General features: G+C 72.9%; 16 protein-coding genes. 7 read left to right on the top strand and 9 right to left on the bottom strand.

Translation table 11 applies throughout. The features are described from left to right. Positions 1-6: 6 nt before the first annotated feature. Positions 7-684, top strand: coding sequence for a UbiX family flavin prenyltransferase (locus ACSLIC_RS10440; protein WP_436737400.1), 678 nt, complete (start codon positions 7-9; stop codon positions 682-684). A 125-nt stretch (positions 685-809) separates the two neighbouring features. Here ACSLIC_RS10440 and ACSLIC_RS10435 read toward each other — a convergent pair whose 3' ends face one another. Next, positions 810-947: a hypothetical protein gene (locus tag ACSLIC_RS10435; RefSeq protein WP_003948798.1), complete on the bottom strand. Its 138-nt coding sequence runs from the start codon at positions 945-947 to the stop codon at positions 810-812. A gap of 169 nt (positions 948-1,116) precedes the next feature. Between ACSLIC_RS10435 and ACSLIC_RS10430 the strand changes: the two genes are divergently transcribed. The 5 genes from ACSLIC_RS10430 (at position 1,117) to ACSLIC_RS10410 (ending at position 5,766) form a co-directional block, all read left to right on the top strand. After that, a complete protein-coding gene (locus ACSLIC_RS10430) occupies positions 1,117-1,572 on the top strand; it encodes an Lrp/AsnC family transcriptional regulator (RefSeq protein ID WP_436737399.1) in 456 nt (151 codons plus the stop codon). A gap of 116 nt (positions 1,573-1,688) precedes the next feature. Then, positions 1,689-2,852 carry an aminofutalosine synthase MqnE gene (gene mqnE / locus ACSLIC_RS10425; RefSeq protein ID WP_436737398.1) on the top strand — a complete coding sequence of 388 codons (1,164 nt, stop codon included), beginning with the start codon at positions 1,689-1,691 and terminating at the stop codon, positions 2,850-2,852. Between the two features lie 90 nt (positions 2,853-2,942). Beyond that, the gene (locus ACSLIC_RS10420; protein ID WP_436737397.1) at positions 2,943-3,464 is read left to right on the top strand and encodes an N-acetyltransferase family protein; all 522 of its coding nucleotides are present in this window, start codon (positions 2,943-2,945) and stop codon (positions 3,462-3,464) included. A 133-nt stretch (positions 3,465-3,597) separates the two neighbouring features. Further along, positions 3,598-3,891: a DUF4229 domain-containing protein gene (locus tag ACSLIC_RS10415; RefSeq protein ID WP_436737396.1), complete on the top strand. Its 294-nt coding sequence runs from the start codon at positions 3,598-3,600 to the stop codon at positions 3,889-3,891. A gap of 525 nt (positions 3,892-4,416) precedes the next feature. Continuing rightward, the gene (locus ACSLIC_RS10410) at positions 4,417-5,766 is read left to right on the top strand and encodes a dicarboxylate/amino acid:cation symporter (protein ID WP_436737395.1); all 1,350 of its coding nucleotides are present in this window, start codon (positions 4,417-4,419) and stop codon (positions 5,764-5,766) included. Positions 5,767-5,838: 72 nt separating this feature from the next. Here ACSLIC_RS10410 and ACSLIC_RS10405 read toward each other — a convergent pair whose 3' ends face one another. The 7 genes from ACSLIC_RS10405 to ACSLIC_RS10375 all read right to left on the bottom strand — a co-directional run bounded on the left by ACSLIC_RS10405 (position 5,839) and on the right by ACSLIC_RS10375 (position 12,470). Then, a complete protein-coding gene (locus ACSLIC_RS10405; protein ID WP_436737394.1) occupies positions 5,839-7,701 on the bottom strand; it encodes a glycosyltransferase in 1,863 nt (620 codons plus the stop codon). Positions 7,702-7,720: 19 nt separating this feature from the next. Further along, positions 7,721-8,170, bottom strand: coding sequence for a GbsR/MarR family transcriptional regulator (locus ACSLIC_RS10400; protein ID WP_436740331.1), 450 nt, complete (start codon positions 8,168-8,170; stop codon positions 7,721-7,723). A 640-nt stretch (positions 8,171-8,810) separates the two neighbouring features. Next, positions 8,811-9,695: a hypothetical protein gene (locus tag ACSLIC_RS10395; RefSeq protein WP_436737393.1), complete on the bottom strand. Its 885-nt coding sequence runs from the start codon at positions 9,693-9,695 to the stop codon at positions 8,811-8,813. Next, positions 9,692-10,438, bottom strand: a complete 747-nt coding sequence (locus ACSLIC_RS10390; protein ID WP_436737392.1) for a hypothetical protein — start codon at positions 10,436-10,438, stop codon at positions 9,692-9,694. The genes ACSLIC_RS10395 and ACSLIC_RS10390 overlap by 4 nt, the downstream gene beginning before the upstream one ends. After that, entirely contained in the window at positions 10,438-11,052 is a 615-nt protein-coding gene (locus ACSLIC_RS10385) for a WXG100 family type VII secretion target (protein ID WP_436737391.1), read from the bottom strand. The genes ACSLIC_RS10390 and ACSLIC_RS10385 overlap by 1 nt, the downstream gene beginning before the upstream one ends. Continuing rightward, complete coding sequence (locus ACSLIC_RS10380) at positions 11,052-11,357, bottom strand: hypothetical protein (RefSeq protein ID WP_436737390.1); 306 nt, start codon at positions 11,355-11,357, stop codon at positions 11,052-11,054. Before ACSLIC_RS10380 ends, ACSLIC_RS10385 begins: the two co-directional genes overlap by 1 nt. A gap of 123 nt (positions 11,358-11,480) precedes the next feature. After that, a complete protein-coding gene (locus ACSLIC_RS10375; protein WP_436737389.1) occupies positions 11,481-12,470 on the bottom strand; it encodes an arsenic resistance protein in 990 nt (329 codons plus the stop codon). A gap of 298 nt (positions 12,471-12,768) precedes the next feature. On the opposite strand from ACSLIC_RS10375, the gene ACSLIC_RS10370 reads away from it, so the two are divergent. Next, complete coding sequence (locus ACSLIC_RS10370; protein WP_436740330.1) at positions 12,769-13,383, top strand: TetR/AcrR family transcriptional regulator; 615 nt, start codon at positions 12,769-12,771, stop codon at positions 13,381-13,383. A gap of 1 nt (position 13,384) precedes the next feature. Here the strand turns inward: ACSLIC_RS10370 and ACSLIC_RS10365 are convergent, their stop codons facing one another. Continuing rightward, positions 13,385-14,272, bottom strand: a complete 888-nt coding sequence (locus ACSLIC_RS10365; protein WP_436737388.1) for a MaoC family dehydratase — start codon at positions 14,270-14,272, stop codon at positions 13,385-13,387.

Raw genomic sequence — 14,272 nt, 5'->3', positions numbered from 1 at the left:
CCCTCCATGACCGCCGACCGGCGCCGTCCCTGGATCGTCGGTGTCTCGGGCGCCTCGGGCACCCCGTTCGCCGCGGCCGTGCTGCGCGGCCTGCTGGCGGCGGGCGAGGACGTCGACCTGATCGTCAGCCGGGCCGCGCGGCTGACCCTGCTGGACGAGACCGGCATCTCCTTCCGCGACGCCCACTGGCGCGAGGACCTCGCCGCCTGGCTGGCCCGGGGCGCCGACGGCGAGCCCCACACCTTCGACGCGGCCGGGGCGGTCGCGGGGGAGCGGGTGCGGTACTGGTCCGCCGGGGACCTCGCGGCGGGACCGTCCTCCGGGTCTTACCCGGCGCGCGGGATGCTGGTGGTGCCGGCCTCCACGGCGAGCGTCGCGGGGATCGCGCTGGGGCTCTCCAAGGACCTGCTCCAGCGGACGGCGAGCGTCACCCTCAAGGAGCGCAGGCCGCTGGTGGTGACGGTGCGCGAGACCCCGCTGAACCGGGCCACGCTCCAGCAGATGGTCGCGCTGGACGAGGCGGGCGCCGTCGTGCTGCCCGCCTCCCCGGCCTTCTACGCGGGCGCCACCCACATCCAGGACCTGGTGGACTTCGTCGCCGGGCGGGTCCTGGACGCGGCGGGCGTCGGACACGGCCTGTACCGGCGCTGGCGCGGGGAGCTGGGCGGGGGGCGTCCCGCGTGAGCGGGGCGGGGTACGACAACCGGCGCGGACCCTGTCGGGTGCCGCGCCGGGACGGTACGCGGACGGGCCCGGGGCCCGTCCTGGTCAGCGCTGTTCTTCGGTGTCAGCGCTTGGGTCGCGCTCGGTCAGCGCTTCTTCGTGGTGCGCCGCGGGCCCCTGGTCCGGTCGACCTTGTGGGCGGCTGCGGGCTGGTCGGAACGCGAACGGTTGGCCAGCTCCTGGAGGGAGCGCATATGCGCGTAGGCCATCTCGATCGTGTACACGGTGCAGTCACTCCTGATGATCGTCTTTGATCGTGCCTCTGGTTGAGCGGTCGGTGGCGGTCGATGGTGAATCGCTCCGATCGGGAAAGATTCTCAGGACCTTGACCCTGCTCGCCTTTGATTCTATACATAGTTTCGCGATAACGCTAAACAATGGAAGGCTTCAGGTATGGATGCGGTGGACAGGCAGCTCATTCAGGCGCTCCGGGAGAACGGCCGGGCCTCCTACGCCGAGCTGGGCCGGCTCGTCGGGCTCTCAGGGCCGAGCGTCACGGACCGCATCAACCGGCTGGAGGCGGCCGGGGTCATCACCGGCTACCGCGCCACCGTCGCCTCGGAGGCCCTCGGTCTCGGCGTCACCGCGCTGATCGGCATCTCGCTCTCCGACGCCGCCGACCACGAGGACGTCGCCCAGCGCCTGCGCGACCTGAGCGAGATCGAGGACTGCTGGTTCATCGCGGGCGACGACTCGTACATGCTCAAGGTCCGGGTCAGCAACGTCGACGGTCTCGAGCGCACCATCCGCCGCCTGTCGGGGACCCGGGGGGTCTCGCGCACCCGGACCACCGTCATCCTCTCCACCAAGTGGGAGAACCGCGTCGGGGAGCTGCCCGAGAGCGAGTGAGCCCGCCGCACGGGTCCCCGCCGGGTGGCTTCGGCCCGGCGGGGGCCTAGGCGTAGGCTCGGTCCGGCTCCTTCCGACGGGAGGGGCCGCGACGCAGGCGAGAGGAAGGCAGCCGGATGGACGCGGGGCTCAAGCGTGAGCTGGAGGAGAAGGTCCGGGCCGGTGAGCGGTTGACCCGCGAGGACGGCATCGCCCTCTACGGCTGCGACGACCTGGCGTGGCTCGGCGGCCTCGCCCACGGGGTGCGGACGCGCAAGAACGGCGACGTCGTCCACTTCAACGTCAACCGCCACCTCAACATGACCAACGTGTGCACCGCCTCGTGCGCCTACTGCTCGTTCCAGCGCAAGCCGGGCGAGAAGGACGCGTACACGATGCGGATCGAGGAGGCGGTGAAGCTCGCCAAGGCGATGGAGGGTGAGAACCTCACCGAGCTGCACATCGTCAACGGCCTGCACCCCTCGCTGCCGTGGCGGTACTACCCGCGCTCGCTCTCCGCCCTCAAGGAGGCGCTGCCGCAGGTCTCCCTGAAGGCGTTCACCGCCACCGAGATCCACCACTTCGAGACCATCTCGGGCATGTCGGCCTCCGACATCCTCGACGAGCTGATCGAGGCCGGCCTGGAGTCGCTGACCGGCGGCGGCGCGGAGATCTTCGACTGGGAGGTCCGCCAGCACATCGTCGACCACGCCACCCACTGGGAGGACTGGTCGCGCATCCACCGCCTCGCCCACGAGAAGGGGCTGAAGACCCCGGCGACGATGCTCTACGGCCACATCGAGGAGCCCCGCCACCGCGTCGACCACGTGTTGCGGCTGCGCGAGCTCCAGGACGAGACCGGCGGCTTCCAGGTCTTCATCCCGCTGCGCTACCAGCACGACTTCGTGGACATGAAGGACGGCAAGGTCCGCAACAAGCTCCAGGCCCGCACCGCCATGGCCACCGGCGCCGAGGCGCTGAAGACCTTCGCCGTCTCCCGGCTGCTGTTCGACAACGTCCCGCACGTCAAGGTCTTCTGGGTGATGCACGGCGTGCAGACCGCCCAGCTCGCCCTCCAGCACGGCGCCGACGACATGGACGGCTCGGTGGTCGAGTACAAGATCACCCACGACGCGGACAACTACGGCACGCCGAACAAGCTGACCCGCGACGACCTCCTCGACCTGATCCGCGACGCCGGCTTCCGGCCCGTCGAGCGGAACACCCGGTACGAGATCATCCGCGAGTACGACGGCCCCGACGCGGGCCGCCGCGACGAGCCGCAGCCGATGCGGGTCTGAGCCGCGCCCGGCTCCCCGCGCCCCGAGCGACCCCGTCCGCACTGCGGACGGGGTCGACCCCGCTCCGGGGGTAATGGTTAACATCGCCTCATGACCCTTACGTTCACGGTGGACCCGCCGCAGACGCCCCAGCTGCGCGACCAGATCGTCGGGGTGTGGACCGACGTCTCCAACGCCGGGGGAGCCGTCGGCTTCGTCCCGCCCGTCACCGCCGAGGACGTCCGGCCCGACTACCTCAAGTACCTCGTCGCCCTCGAAGCCGGCCGGATGCACCTGGTCGTCGGCCGCGACGAGGGCGGCCGGGTCGCCGCCACCGCCTTCCTCGGCCGCAACACCCACCGGCTCCAGCGCCACTGGATCTGGGCGTACACGGTCATGGTCCACCCCCGCCTCCAGGGGCAGGGGTGCGGCCGGGAGCTGATGGCCGCCGTCGAGCGGGCCGGGCGTTCCCTCGACGGGATCGAGGCGATACGCCTGACCTGCCGCGGCGGCACCGGCGTCGACCGGTTCTACGCCTCGTGCGGCTACAAGGAGGTCGGGCGGGTCCCCGGCATGATCCGGGTGGCCCCGGGCGACGACCGCGACGACATCACCATGCTGCTGCCGCTCTGAGGGCCGCCGGGCCGGGGCGCGGATGCCAGGAATGCCGGACACCGGCCCCTGGCGGCGGCGCCCTCGGCGCCCCGTGTTTCACTGGATGGACCCGCCCCTGTGGGGCCCTGTTGACCGGAAGAGTGGATTCCTCATGCTCCGCTACACCCTGAAGCGCTTCGGGATCTTCGCCGCCTGCTTCGTGGTCGTCGGACTGCTGGTCCAGTTCGGCATCGTGCCCAGGGGCGTGGGCGGTTCCAACGTCCTGTGGGTGCTCCTGCTGGCCATGGTGATCTCCGCGCCCATCAGCTTCGTCGCCCTCCGCAAGGACCGCGACGAGGCGTCGGTGAACGTGGTGGCCAGGGTCGGCCGCACCAAGGCCAAGCTCGACGCCAACCGCAGCCAGGAGGACGCCGCCGTCGACGCGGCCGCGGCCAAGTCCAGCTGACCGCACGCCTTCCCGGCACCGCACACCGCGCCCGCCCCGGCAGGCCGGCCCCCACGGGCCGCCGCCGGGGCTTCGGCGTGCCCGGGGGTGCGAGGTGCGCGGGATGGGGGCGCGTGAGGCGTTCCCCACTCCCCAAAGAAGTCCTTTGATGTTCTCAAAGCGGCAGTGTTAACGTATCGGTCATGATGACCGCAGCCGCGCACCGCCAGGCCAGGAGCACTCCGCTCGTGGCGCGTCTGCACGTCGACCTCTGCCGCTGCGTCTCGGCGGCGTGTCGCCGTCCGGCGGCCTGTCGCGCCACCTGAGCCCCGCCCGGCGGGGGCCGACGCACGACCGCGTCACGCCGCTCGACCCCGCCGCCCGGTCCCGGCCCGCAAGGGCCCTCAGGTGCCGGCACCGCCCATGACGCCCGGCCGCACGGCCATCCCCGTACGTCCGCCCCCGCGCGCTTGGCGCCGCGCGGGAGCGCGTGCCCCGGGCACAGCCCCCGTCCCCACCCCCACCGCATCCCACCGGAGTGTGCCCGTGTCCGCACAGAACCCCGCCCCCGAGCCCAGCTCCGTGGACGCCCAGTCCAGAGGTGCCGGGCAACCCCGGTCCGGCTTCCGCATACCGAAGATCCCGTTCTGGGCCCAGATACTCGGCGGCCTCGTCCTCGGCGTACTCCTCGGCTGGCTCGCCCGCGACCAGCGGATCGACTGGCTGGTCACCACGCTGGAGCAGGTCGGCGGTGTCTTCATCGGCCTGCTGAAGCTCGCCGTGGCCCCGCTCGTCTTCTTCGCGATCCTGGTCTCCATCACCAACCTGCGGAAGGTGAACAACGCCGCGCGGCTCGCCTCCCGCACGCTGCTGTGGTTCATGATCACCTCGCTGATCGCGGTCGCCATCGGCCTCGCCATCGGCCTGGTCACCAACCCGGGCGCGGGCACCGGCCTCACCCCGAAGGACGGCGCCGCGCCGGAGAACACCGGCTCCTGGATCGACTTCCTCACCGGGATCATCCCGACCGACGTGATCACGCCGTTCACCGAGCTGAACGTCCTCCAGATCGTCTTCATGGCCGCCGTCGCCGGTATCGCCGCGCTCCAGCTCGGTGAGAAGGCGCAGCCGATCCTCACCCTCAGCGAGTCCGTGCTGAGCCTGCTGCAGAAGGCCCTGTGGTGGGTGATCCGCCTCGCCCCGATCGGCACCATCGGCCTCATCGGCGGCGCCATCGCCACCTACGGCTGGGACCTGATCGGCAAGTACGCGACCTTCACCGCCGACATCTACATCGGCTGCGCCCTCGTCCTGTTCGGCGTCTACCCGCTGCTGCTGTCGACCGTCGCCAAGCTCAACCCGGTCCAGTTCTTCAAGGGCGCCTGGCCCGCGATCCAGCTGGCCTTCGTCTCCCGCTCCTCGGTCGGCACCATGCCGGTCACCCAGAAGGTCACCGAGCGGCTCGGCGTGCCGAAGGAGTACACCTCCTTCGCGGTGCCGTTCGGCGCCACCACCAAGATGGACGGCTGCGCCGCGATCTACCCGGCGATCGCCGCGATCTTCGTCGCGCAGATCTTCGACATCCAGCTCGGCTTCACCGACTACCTGCTGATCGCCTTCGTCTCGGTCGTCGGCTCCGCCGCCACCGCCGGTCTCACCGGCGCCACGGTCATGCTGACCCTGACCCTCTCCACCCTGGGCCTGCCCATGGAGGGCGTCGGCCTGCTGCTCGCGATCGACCCGATCCTGGACATGATCCGCACCGCCACCAACGTGGCCGGCCAGGCACTGGTCCCGGTCCTCGTCTCGGCCCGCGAGAACATCCTCGACCGCACGGCGTACGACAACGCGTCCAGCTTCGAGCTGGACGCCGAGGAAGCGCCCGCCGCCGTCTGATCCAGGCCGCGCACGGTCCGCGACGCCCCGTCATCCTCCGGGAGAGCGGGGCGTCCGGCGTTCCGGGCCAGGTCAGTCCGGCACCCGGACCGTCACCACGCTCGCCTCACCCAGAACCCCGGTCGCCGGAAGTCTGAGCACCGTCTGCTCCATGCCGCGCGTCAGCTGCGCCAGCCCCTGGCCACCGGGCTGGTGGCGCCCGCGCTCGTACCGGATGAAGGACACCCGGGTGCCCGGCACCGGGGGACCGGCCGCCCGGTACTGGCGGTACGTCATCGCGTCGCACCCCGAGTACCAGCCGGTCGCCGGCTCGTACCCGGTGACCAGCAGGCAGGGCGTGCCGTCGGAGGCCAGCGCGCGGGCGACCGGGACGGTGGAGCGGGCCTGGCCGGTCGGTCCGGGCATGGCGCCGTGGGCCACCACCTGGGCCGTGCCGGCGCCGGTCAGCAGCGCGAGCACGCCGAGGGCCGCGAGGAGCCGGTGCCGCTGGTCCCCGGCGGCCCGGGCGAGGGCCTGCACGCCGAGCAGGGTCAGCAGGACGACCGGCAGGTAGACGAAGCGGGGTTCGCCGTCGGTGGCGACCCCGAGCAGGACGAAGACCAGTACGGAGGTGAGTCCGAGGAAGGCCCACCGCCGGGTCTCAGGACCGGGCCCACCCGCGCGCCGCAGCCGCCGCACCGCCCCGTACGCCGCGACGAGCCCGGCCGCCATCACCACACCGCCGAGGTCCCCGGCGAGGCGGTACGGGAAGATCGCCAGGTAGTAGAGGAGCCCGTCCCCGACGAACTGCCGCTCGGCCTGCGAGGTGGCCCAGAACACCAGGCCCAGCGGTGACCCGGTGACCTGCGCCGCGTGGACGAAGTGCGGCACCAGCCCGGCGAGGATCACCGCCCCGGCCACCGCCAGCTGCCGCCCCCGGGCCAGCCAGGCGCGCGGCCCGTACGCCAGCAGCGCCGCCAGCGCGATCGCGGCGAGGTTGCCCGTCACCCCGTACCGCAGGTAGAAGGCGGCCAGGACGAAGGGCGGAAGGGCGAGCAGGGCGCGTGAGCCGGGGTGCTCCTGGGCGCGGGTCAGCAGGAGGACCACGACCACGAGGAGGCCGGTGCTGCCGATGTCGTTGAGGAACTCCGGGAGCCGCCGCAGGAAACCGAGGCCGCACAGGACGAGCAGCACGGTCAGCACGGCCCGGCGCGGAGTCGTCCAGTACGCCGCCGCCAGGTAGGTCGCGGTCAGCATGGCCAGGGCGAGCAGCAGGGTCACCGCGCGCAGCGCGCCCACGTCGTCGTGCAGGCGCAGGGCGAGGGTGCCGAGCAGCGGCAGGCCCGGCGGGCGGTACTCGCCCCAGCCGGCGGCGGGCGGCCCGCCCTCGGTCCAGGAGCGGGCCTTGTTGGCGTAGACCGACTCCTCGTGTCCGATCCACGGCTCGTGGTCCTGGAGCGCGGCCCAGAGCAGCGCTGCGAGGCCGAGGACTCCGGCGGCCAGGGCGGCGGGCGGGAGCGCGGCGAGGCGGGCGCGGAGTCGCGGCGGCGGGCCGGGCAGGGCGGCGAGGGCGGCCAGGAGTCCGGCGCGGCCCCACCAGAGCAGGGGAGCGGCGGCCAGGAGCAGCGGCCAGGGCTGCCAGCCGGGGAGCGGGACGCCGCAGGCCAGGGCGAGATGCTGGAGGGCGGCGAGGGCGGTGAGGGCGGCGCCGGTGCGCCAGACCCAGGGGGATGCCGGGCGGGGCCCCGGCCCGGGTATCGGGCCCGTGGCGCCATCGGCCGTGGGCTCCGTCGTCTGTCGGGCTGTCAGGACGCACCTCGCGAGGGGCTCGGCCTCGCGGGTGGGGGCGCGCGGGCGGGGGCTCCGGACGCGCCGGAGGAGGGCGGGCGGCCCACGGCGGCGAGTATGCCCGCCGGCGCGGGGCGTGCGGGCCGAGTTGCGTAAGGGTTTGGCCACCGTTTCGGGTGAGGGGGCGTCAGCCGTCGTCGACCGCTCCGGGGCCGGTGGGGCCGAGGACCTCTTCGCGGTGGGCGCGCCAGCGGCTGAGCAGGCTCTCCATCTCGTCCCGCAGGAAGTCGAAGAACTCCAGCGTCTCGGTCATCCGGCGGCCCGGCGTGGTCTCGGGGCCGACCGTCGCGATCCCGTCCCGCAGGGCGTCCGACCAGCGGACCAGGCGGGCGCCCCGGCTGGTCGGCGCCTCGTACCACTGGTCGGGGTGGAGGCGGTACCGGTCGCGCCGGGAGCCCGGCTCGCCTTCGCGGCGGACCAGGGTGATGGTGACGAGGTGGCTGATGGCGCCGGAGACGGCGGCCGGGCTGATCCGCAGCTGCTCGGAGAGCTGGGCGGAGGTCAGCACGCCCTCGGGCGAGGAGAGCAGCGCGCCGAAGGCCCGGGCGGCCATCCGGGGCATCCCCGCCTCGACCATGTCGGCCGCGAACCGCTCGACGAAGAGCGGCAGTTGCTCCTCGCCGGGCTCGTCGTCCCGCTGAGGAACCCTTCCTCCGCCACCGCCAGCAGGAACCGGCCCCGGCCGAACGCCCCGCCGCCCCCGAAGGAGCGGCCCGATGAGCGCCGCCGCCACCCTCCCCTGGCCGCCCTCGCCCACCCCGTCGGCCGCCTCCGCTGGGCCGTCGGCCACCTCCTGGTCGCCCTCTCGGGCCCCGCCGCCCTCCTCGCCATCGCGGCCCTGGGCCTCGCCCTCGGCCACGGCCGCGACCTTCCCGCCCTCCTCCTCGGCTGTCTGGCCCAGCTCCCCGCCGTCTGGACCTGGCCGCCGTCGTCTCAACCCTCTACGCCTTCCTGCCCTGCGCCGCCCCGGCCGGCTGGGCGATCGCCACGCTCTGCCTGGTCGTCGGCTGGGCCGGCCCGGTCCTCGGCCTGCCCGCCGTGGTCATGGACCTCTCCCCCTTCCACCCACGTACCGAAGCTCCCGGGCGCCGACCCGGACTGGGCGCCGGTGGCCGTACTGGTGGCGGTCGCGGCGGTGGTGCTGGCTACGGGCCCGGGGGAGGCTCCGGCGGAGGGACCTGCTGACCTGAGGGAGCCTGCCGCCCGGCGCCGGGGGGTCACGGCTCGCGGGGGACCTCTTCGACCACGGCCTCCGCGAACCGCCACGACCCTCGGTTGCCGGATGCCTCGGCGCGCAGCCCCGTCTCCCAGGCGATTCGGGCGGCCCGCTGTTGGGTCAGCCCGGGGTAGTCCTCCGGGTGCACGCGGATGTAGCCGCGGCGGTCGGCGGGGCCGGTCCGCAGGAGTTCGCGCAGCCGGGCCTCCTGCTCCTCCACCTTGCGCTGCCCTGCGGCACCTGCCGCGCCGGGCGCACTCTCACCGCCGCCTTCGCGCCTCCGGCCGCGCCACGCCACCCGGCTCACGGCCGACACCGCCACCAGCATCAGCCCCGCAGCGCCCGCCAACTCGGCGGCTGGGTCGGCCTGTCCGGGTGTCCGGGGGCGCACCTCACCCTCGGGGTCCACGAGCACGGCGAGCCGCCTCCCCACGTCGTAGAGGTCTGAGGTGGTCTCCATCTCGCCCGGGACCGTGCTGCCGTCCTCCGCCCGCTCCAGGGTGTAGTAGGAGTGGCGTCCCTTACGGCCTTCGGCAGGGGCGAGCCGTTCCGCGACCACGGTCACCGCGACCTGCTCCCCCCGCTGCCGCAGCGTGAGGTCCTCACGGGCCAAGCCCGCCACGTACCCCGCAGCCGCCGAGACGACCACCGCGAGAAGCGCCGCCCCGAGAGCCGTCTCCGTGGGGGCGAGCCGACGCAGCAACAGGGCGAGCACGACGCCGTGAACGCCCCACAGACAGATCTGGAGGACGGTGGAGAGGCCGCCCGACACGGCGTACATGCCGCAGGCGGTGGCGAGTACGTAGCAGCAGGTACTGATCGCCAGCGCCACCCGGAAGGTGCGTGACGGCCTGGTGGCCTCGGCCGGCTCGTCAGGGGCGTTCACGGGTGATCCTCCGTTCCTTTCCGGGCGGCGACGACGCGTGGCTCGCCGGGTTCCTCCGCGCCATCGGCTGCCGGTTCCTCCGCCGACACCGACTTCATGATGCCGCCCAGCACCTCCAGCCAGGAAGGCCAGTTCGCGACGTCCTCCGTGGTCAGTGCGTAGAGCGCCGTCCCCGGGCCGGTCTTCAGGGGGACGCAGAACTGGGCCTGGAGCACCGTGGTGACCACCGGCTCCGTCACGCCGAAGAGAGCGCCGGGAATGCTCAGCTCCTCCTCCCTCACACAGAGGGCCGCGATGCCATAGGGCAACATGATCAGTCCGACGTCGGCGCCCGGATGGAGGTCGCGCCACTGCTGTGCCGTACGTTTCGCCGTCACCCGCCGGTCCTGCGGGACCGGACCGGTGTCGGGCCGTTCGACGATCACGCAGAAAGTCGCTTGGGAGAGCTGCCCGTCAGGCATCCGCAGGAGACCGCTGGAAATGTGCTCCGCCCCGGCCTGGATCACCGTCTGGAGGATGTACGCGCTCGAGGCGACGAGGCTGAACTTCTGCAGGGCGGTGGCGCTGTCGAAGAGGGCCTCCACAGCCGCGACCATGCGCGGCACCCGGTCCTCCGCGTCCTCCTGGACGTCGAACTCAAGAAATCCGGGCGGGAGGACGAACCAGAGATCAGGACGCTGGGCGTCGGCCGCGGGCTGAGGCTCGGGTTCCTGGGCATTCGCGAGCGATGCTGTAGTCACCATCAGTCGGTCAACTCCCACGCGCCCAGTCCGATGGCGCTGCCGATGGCCACGGCACCGCCGAACCTGCCGCCACCGGCGCCGGTGGCGATGTTGGCGGCGCCGTAGCCCGCTTGGGCGCCCTTGAAGGCCCCACCGACCCCGGGCACCATGCCCAGCGCGTCGCCGCCCAGGGTCAGCCAGTTGCCGATGTTCTGACCGGTCGGCGGGAACAGCCCGCTGAAGCCGTACGACGCGGCGTGGGTGAAGAACGCCAATGCGCTGAGCCCGATCGCCAGTGGTGCCAGAACGGGACAGAAGATGGCCACCACGCCGAGCACGGAAGCGGCGACGGTGATCCAGTCCGCGTGCTTCTTCAGCGCGGTCGCCGCCGACCCGAAGGAGTCCCGTGCCTCGTCCATACGCGGGCGGAACTCGTCGTCGAACTTCTCGCGGAAGGCCTCAGCGGTCTTCCCCTCCCAGGCGCCCACACCCGTGCCGTCCAGGACCTGGCAGATCTCGTTCAGCGCCTTGGCTGTCCTGCGGACTGTCCGGGCGACGTCCTCCGCCGTCGTGTGGTCTCCGGGGCAGGGTACGAAGCCCAGTGCGGGAAAGGCGTCACCGCGTACCCCGGCCACTACGCCGCCCCTTCCTTGCCCTTGTTCCTGGCGGCCCGGGCAAGCTCGGAGTCGATCTGCTCGAACGATGTCTTGATCTTGAGCAGCGCCTTGGACGCCTTTGCGGAGAACTTCGTGAGCTGCTTGATTCCGTAGGACCACTCGTCGCCGAAGTCGTCCATGCGCCGCGCAAGTTCGGGAACGCCCATCGAGGTGCCGTCGACGCTCTCCATCTCCCGGCCGGGCTTCTTCATCAGATCGGCGATCTGATCCAGGTTGTGCCGCACCCGATTCAGAACCTCGTAGTCGACCGACAGGTCGCTCATCTCATCTCCCCCTGTTTGGCCGTGGCTCCGCACTCGGGCCCAGACATCCGTCGCCTGCGGCGCCCGCGAAACATGCCATGCGCACGCTAGTTCGATCGGGTGCCGGGCCCTTTGAGGGGCCGACTACATTCGGCCTGCGTTCCCGCCCGGGAGCAGCCGGGGGACGAGCCGGACATACGCCACCATGCCGACGACCTCCACCAGCGTCTGCGTGACCACCACCGCCCCGGCGGCCGCGAACCGGTCCGGCAGGGCCAGTGCCAGCGGGAGGACGACCAGGGAGTTGCGGGTGGCGCCGGAGAAGACGACGGCGCGTGCCGCCGGGGCGGGCAGGCGGAAGAGGCGGGCGACCGCCAGCCCGGCGAAGGCCATGATCACCAGGAAGGCGGTGTAGAACGGGACGGCGGCGGCCACGTCGCCGAGGCTGTCGCCGATCTTGGGCACCTGGGAGGCGACCACTATGAGCAGGGTCGCCGCCATCAGCGGGACCATGGCGGTGCCCGCGGCGTCGGCGGCACGCCGCCCTGCGGGCCTGCGGGCCGCCCAGCCCTGGACCGTCCACGCCAGCGCCAGCGGAATCACGATCAGCACGAGGAACGCCTCGACGAACGGCCCCACTTCGACGACGTCGGCCAGTTCCGCCCCCATGAACAGGTACAGGAACCCGGGCAGCAGCACCATCTGCGCGACCAGCAGCAGGGGGGTGGCCGCCAGCAGACGGCGGCTGGAGCCCCCGGCCAGGCCGGAGAAGACGATGACGTAGTCGATGCAGGGGCAGAGCAGCACCAGCAGGACTCCGATCCGCACCGCCTGGTCCGCCGGGAGCAGCACGGACATCGCCGCCACCACCAGCGGCACCACGACGAAGTTCACCACCAGCACGGCCGCCAGGAACCGCACGTCCCGCAGCGACCGGAACAGCTCGGCCGCCGGGACCTGGAGGAAGGTGACGAAGAGCAGGGCCCCGAGTACGGGGTTCACGGCGTGTTCCAGCCCCGGCGCCAGCCCGGGCGCTGCCCAGCCCACCAGCGCCCCCGCCACCATGGCCCCCACGTACACCGCGACCTGGTGCCCCTCCATCCGCTCGACCAGCCCCACCCGCTCCTGGGCCACGTCCCCACTCCCTCACTTGCCGTGCGCTGTGCGGGGCCAGCGTTGCACGGTCAGCAAGTGCGGACGAACGACCACTACGCGGGCTGATCCTGGCCCCCCGCACCCGAAATCCAGCCCGGCCGGCGCCTGAGGCCACCCGCGCCGTGGCCCAGGCGAGCCCCGCAGAATGCCCGCCCGCCACCGGGCGGCCCCCAGTCAACGGCACACCCCCGTACCCTTGGACGGGACTTTTCGACTCAGGGAGGCGGGCCGCGTGGCCGAGACGACGTCCGGTCGGGGGACGGGGCGGGCCAAGCGCATGCCCCGTGAGGTACGCGAGCGCCAGATGCTGGACGCCGCCGTGACCACGTTCGCCCGGCACGGCTACCGGGCCGCCTCCATGGACGGCATCGCCGAACTCGTGGGCGTCTCCAAGCCCTTGGTGTACCTGTACCTGAACTCCAAGGAAGACCTGTTCACCGCCTGCATCCGCCGGGAGGCGGCTGCCCTGGTCCGCGCGGTGCGCCAGGGCGTGGACCCGGACACGCCCCCGGACCGCCAGCTCTGGGAGGGGCTCGGCGCCTTCTTCACCCACACCGCCGAGCACCCGGACGGCTGGGCCGTCCTGCACAACCAGGCCCGCACCAGCGGCGAGCCCTTCGTCCGCGAGGTCGCCACGATGCGCGAGGACCTCGTCGCCTTCGTGACGCAGCTGATCGTGGCCGCCGCCCGCGAGGTCCACGACGACCCGGAGCTGGACGGCCGCGAGGTGGTGGGGCTCGCCCACGCCCTGGTGGGCGCCGCCGAGTCGCTGGCGGGCTGGGCCAACACCGACGGTTCGGTCACCGCGAAGGAGGCCGCCGCGACGCTGATGAACTTCGCCTGGGCCGGCCTCGGCAACCTCATGGAGGGCGACCGCTGGACGGCCCGCTGACTCAGGCGGCGTCCGGCAGCGGCACCGCCCGCCCGGTCACGTGGAGCCGGCCGGGGGTGCCGTTCGGCCGGTCGGGCCCGCGCACGGTGAAGTCGGGGCCGGCCGAGCCGTAGACGACGGTCGAGGGCAGGAGTACGGGGGCGTGGAAGGTGGCGCTCGCCGTGACCGGGCCCCGGACCGCGTGGGCGGCGAAGGCGCGGGCCGCCGTCCACATGCCGTGGGCGATGGCGCGCGGGAAGCCGAAGGGCCTGGCGGTCAGCGCCGAGAGGTGGATCGGGTTGCGGTCGCCGGCGACGGCGGCGTAGCGCCGGCCGAGCGAGGCCGGCAGCCGCCAGGTGTCCTCGGCGGGCAGCACGGCCCGCTCGCCCTCCCGCTCGCCGCCCGCCGGGGCGTTCGCGCCCGCGTGCCGCGCCAGATAGGTGGAGCGCGAGGACCAGGCCGTACGCCCGGCGAGCCGCGCCTCGGTCACCACGACGGCCTCGGTGCCGCGCCGGTGGGGCAGGAACTCCTCGACGTACACCACGAGGTCGGGCCGGTCGTCGCCGCGCAGCTCCCGGCGCTGGGTGATGGTGAGGGAGGTGTGGACGAGCCCCATCAGCGGGAACGGGAAGTCGGACGAGGTCATCAGCCGTAGCTGGAGCGGGAATCCGAGCAGGTGGGGATAGGTGACGGGCAGCACCGGCCGCTCGTCCGGGACGCCGTCGGCGGCGAAGCCGCACAGTTCGGCGTACGAGCGCAGTGCCTTCGGGTCGGCCTCGGCGCGGGAGAGGACCAGCCGGGTGGCGGGGGCCGCGGCCCCGGCCGAGGCGCGTTTGAAGAGCGAGGTGGCGCCGCCCTTGGCGAGCAGGGGCAGGAGCGCGGGCGGGGCGGCGAGGTGGCTGTCTGCCAT

It is taken from the genome of Streptomyces sp. BBFR102 (assembly GCF_051397025.1).
GTDB lineage: Bacteria > Actinomycetota > Actinomycetes > Streptomycetales > Streptomycetaceae > Streptomyces.
The sequence above is the reverse complement of the archived record's forward strand: the minus strand, read 5'-3'. Positions and strand labels throughout refer to the sequence as shown.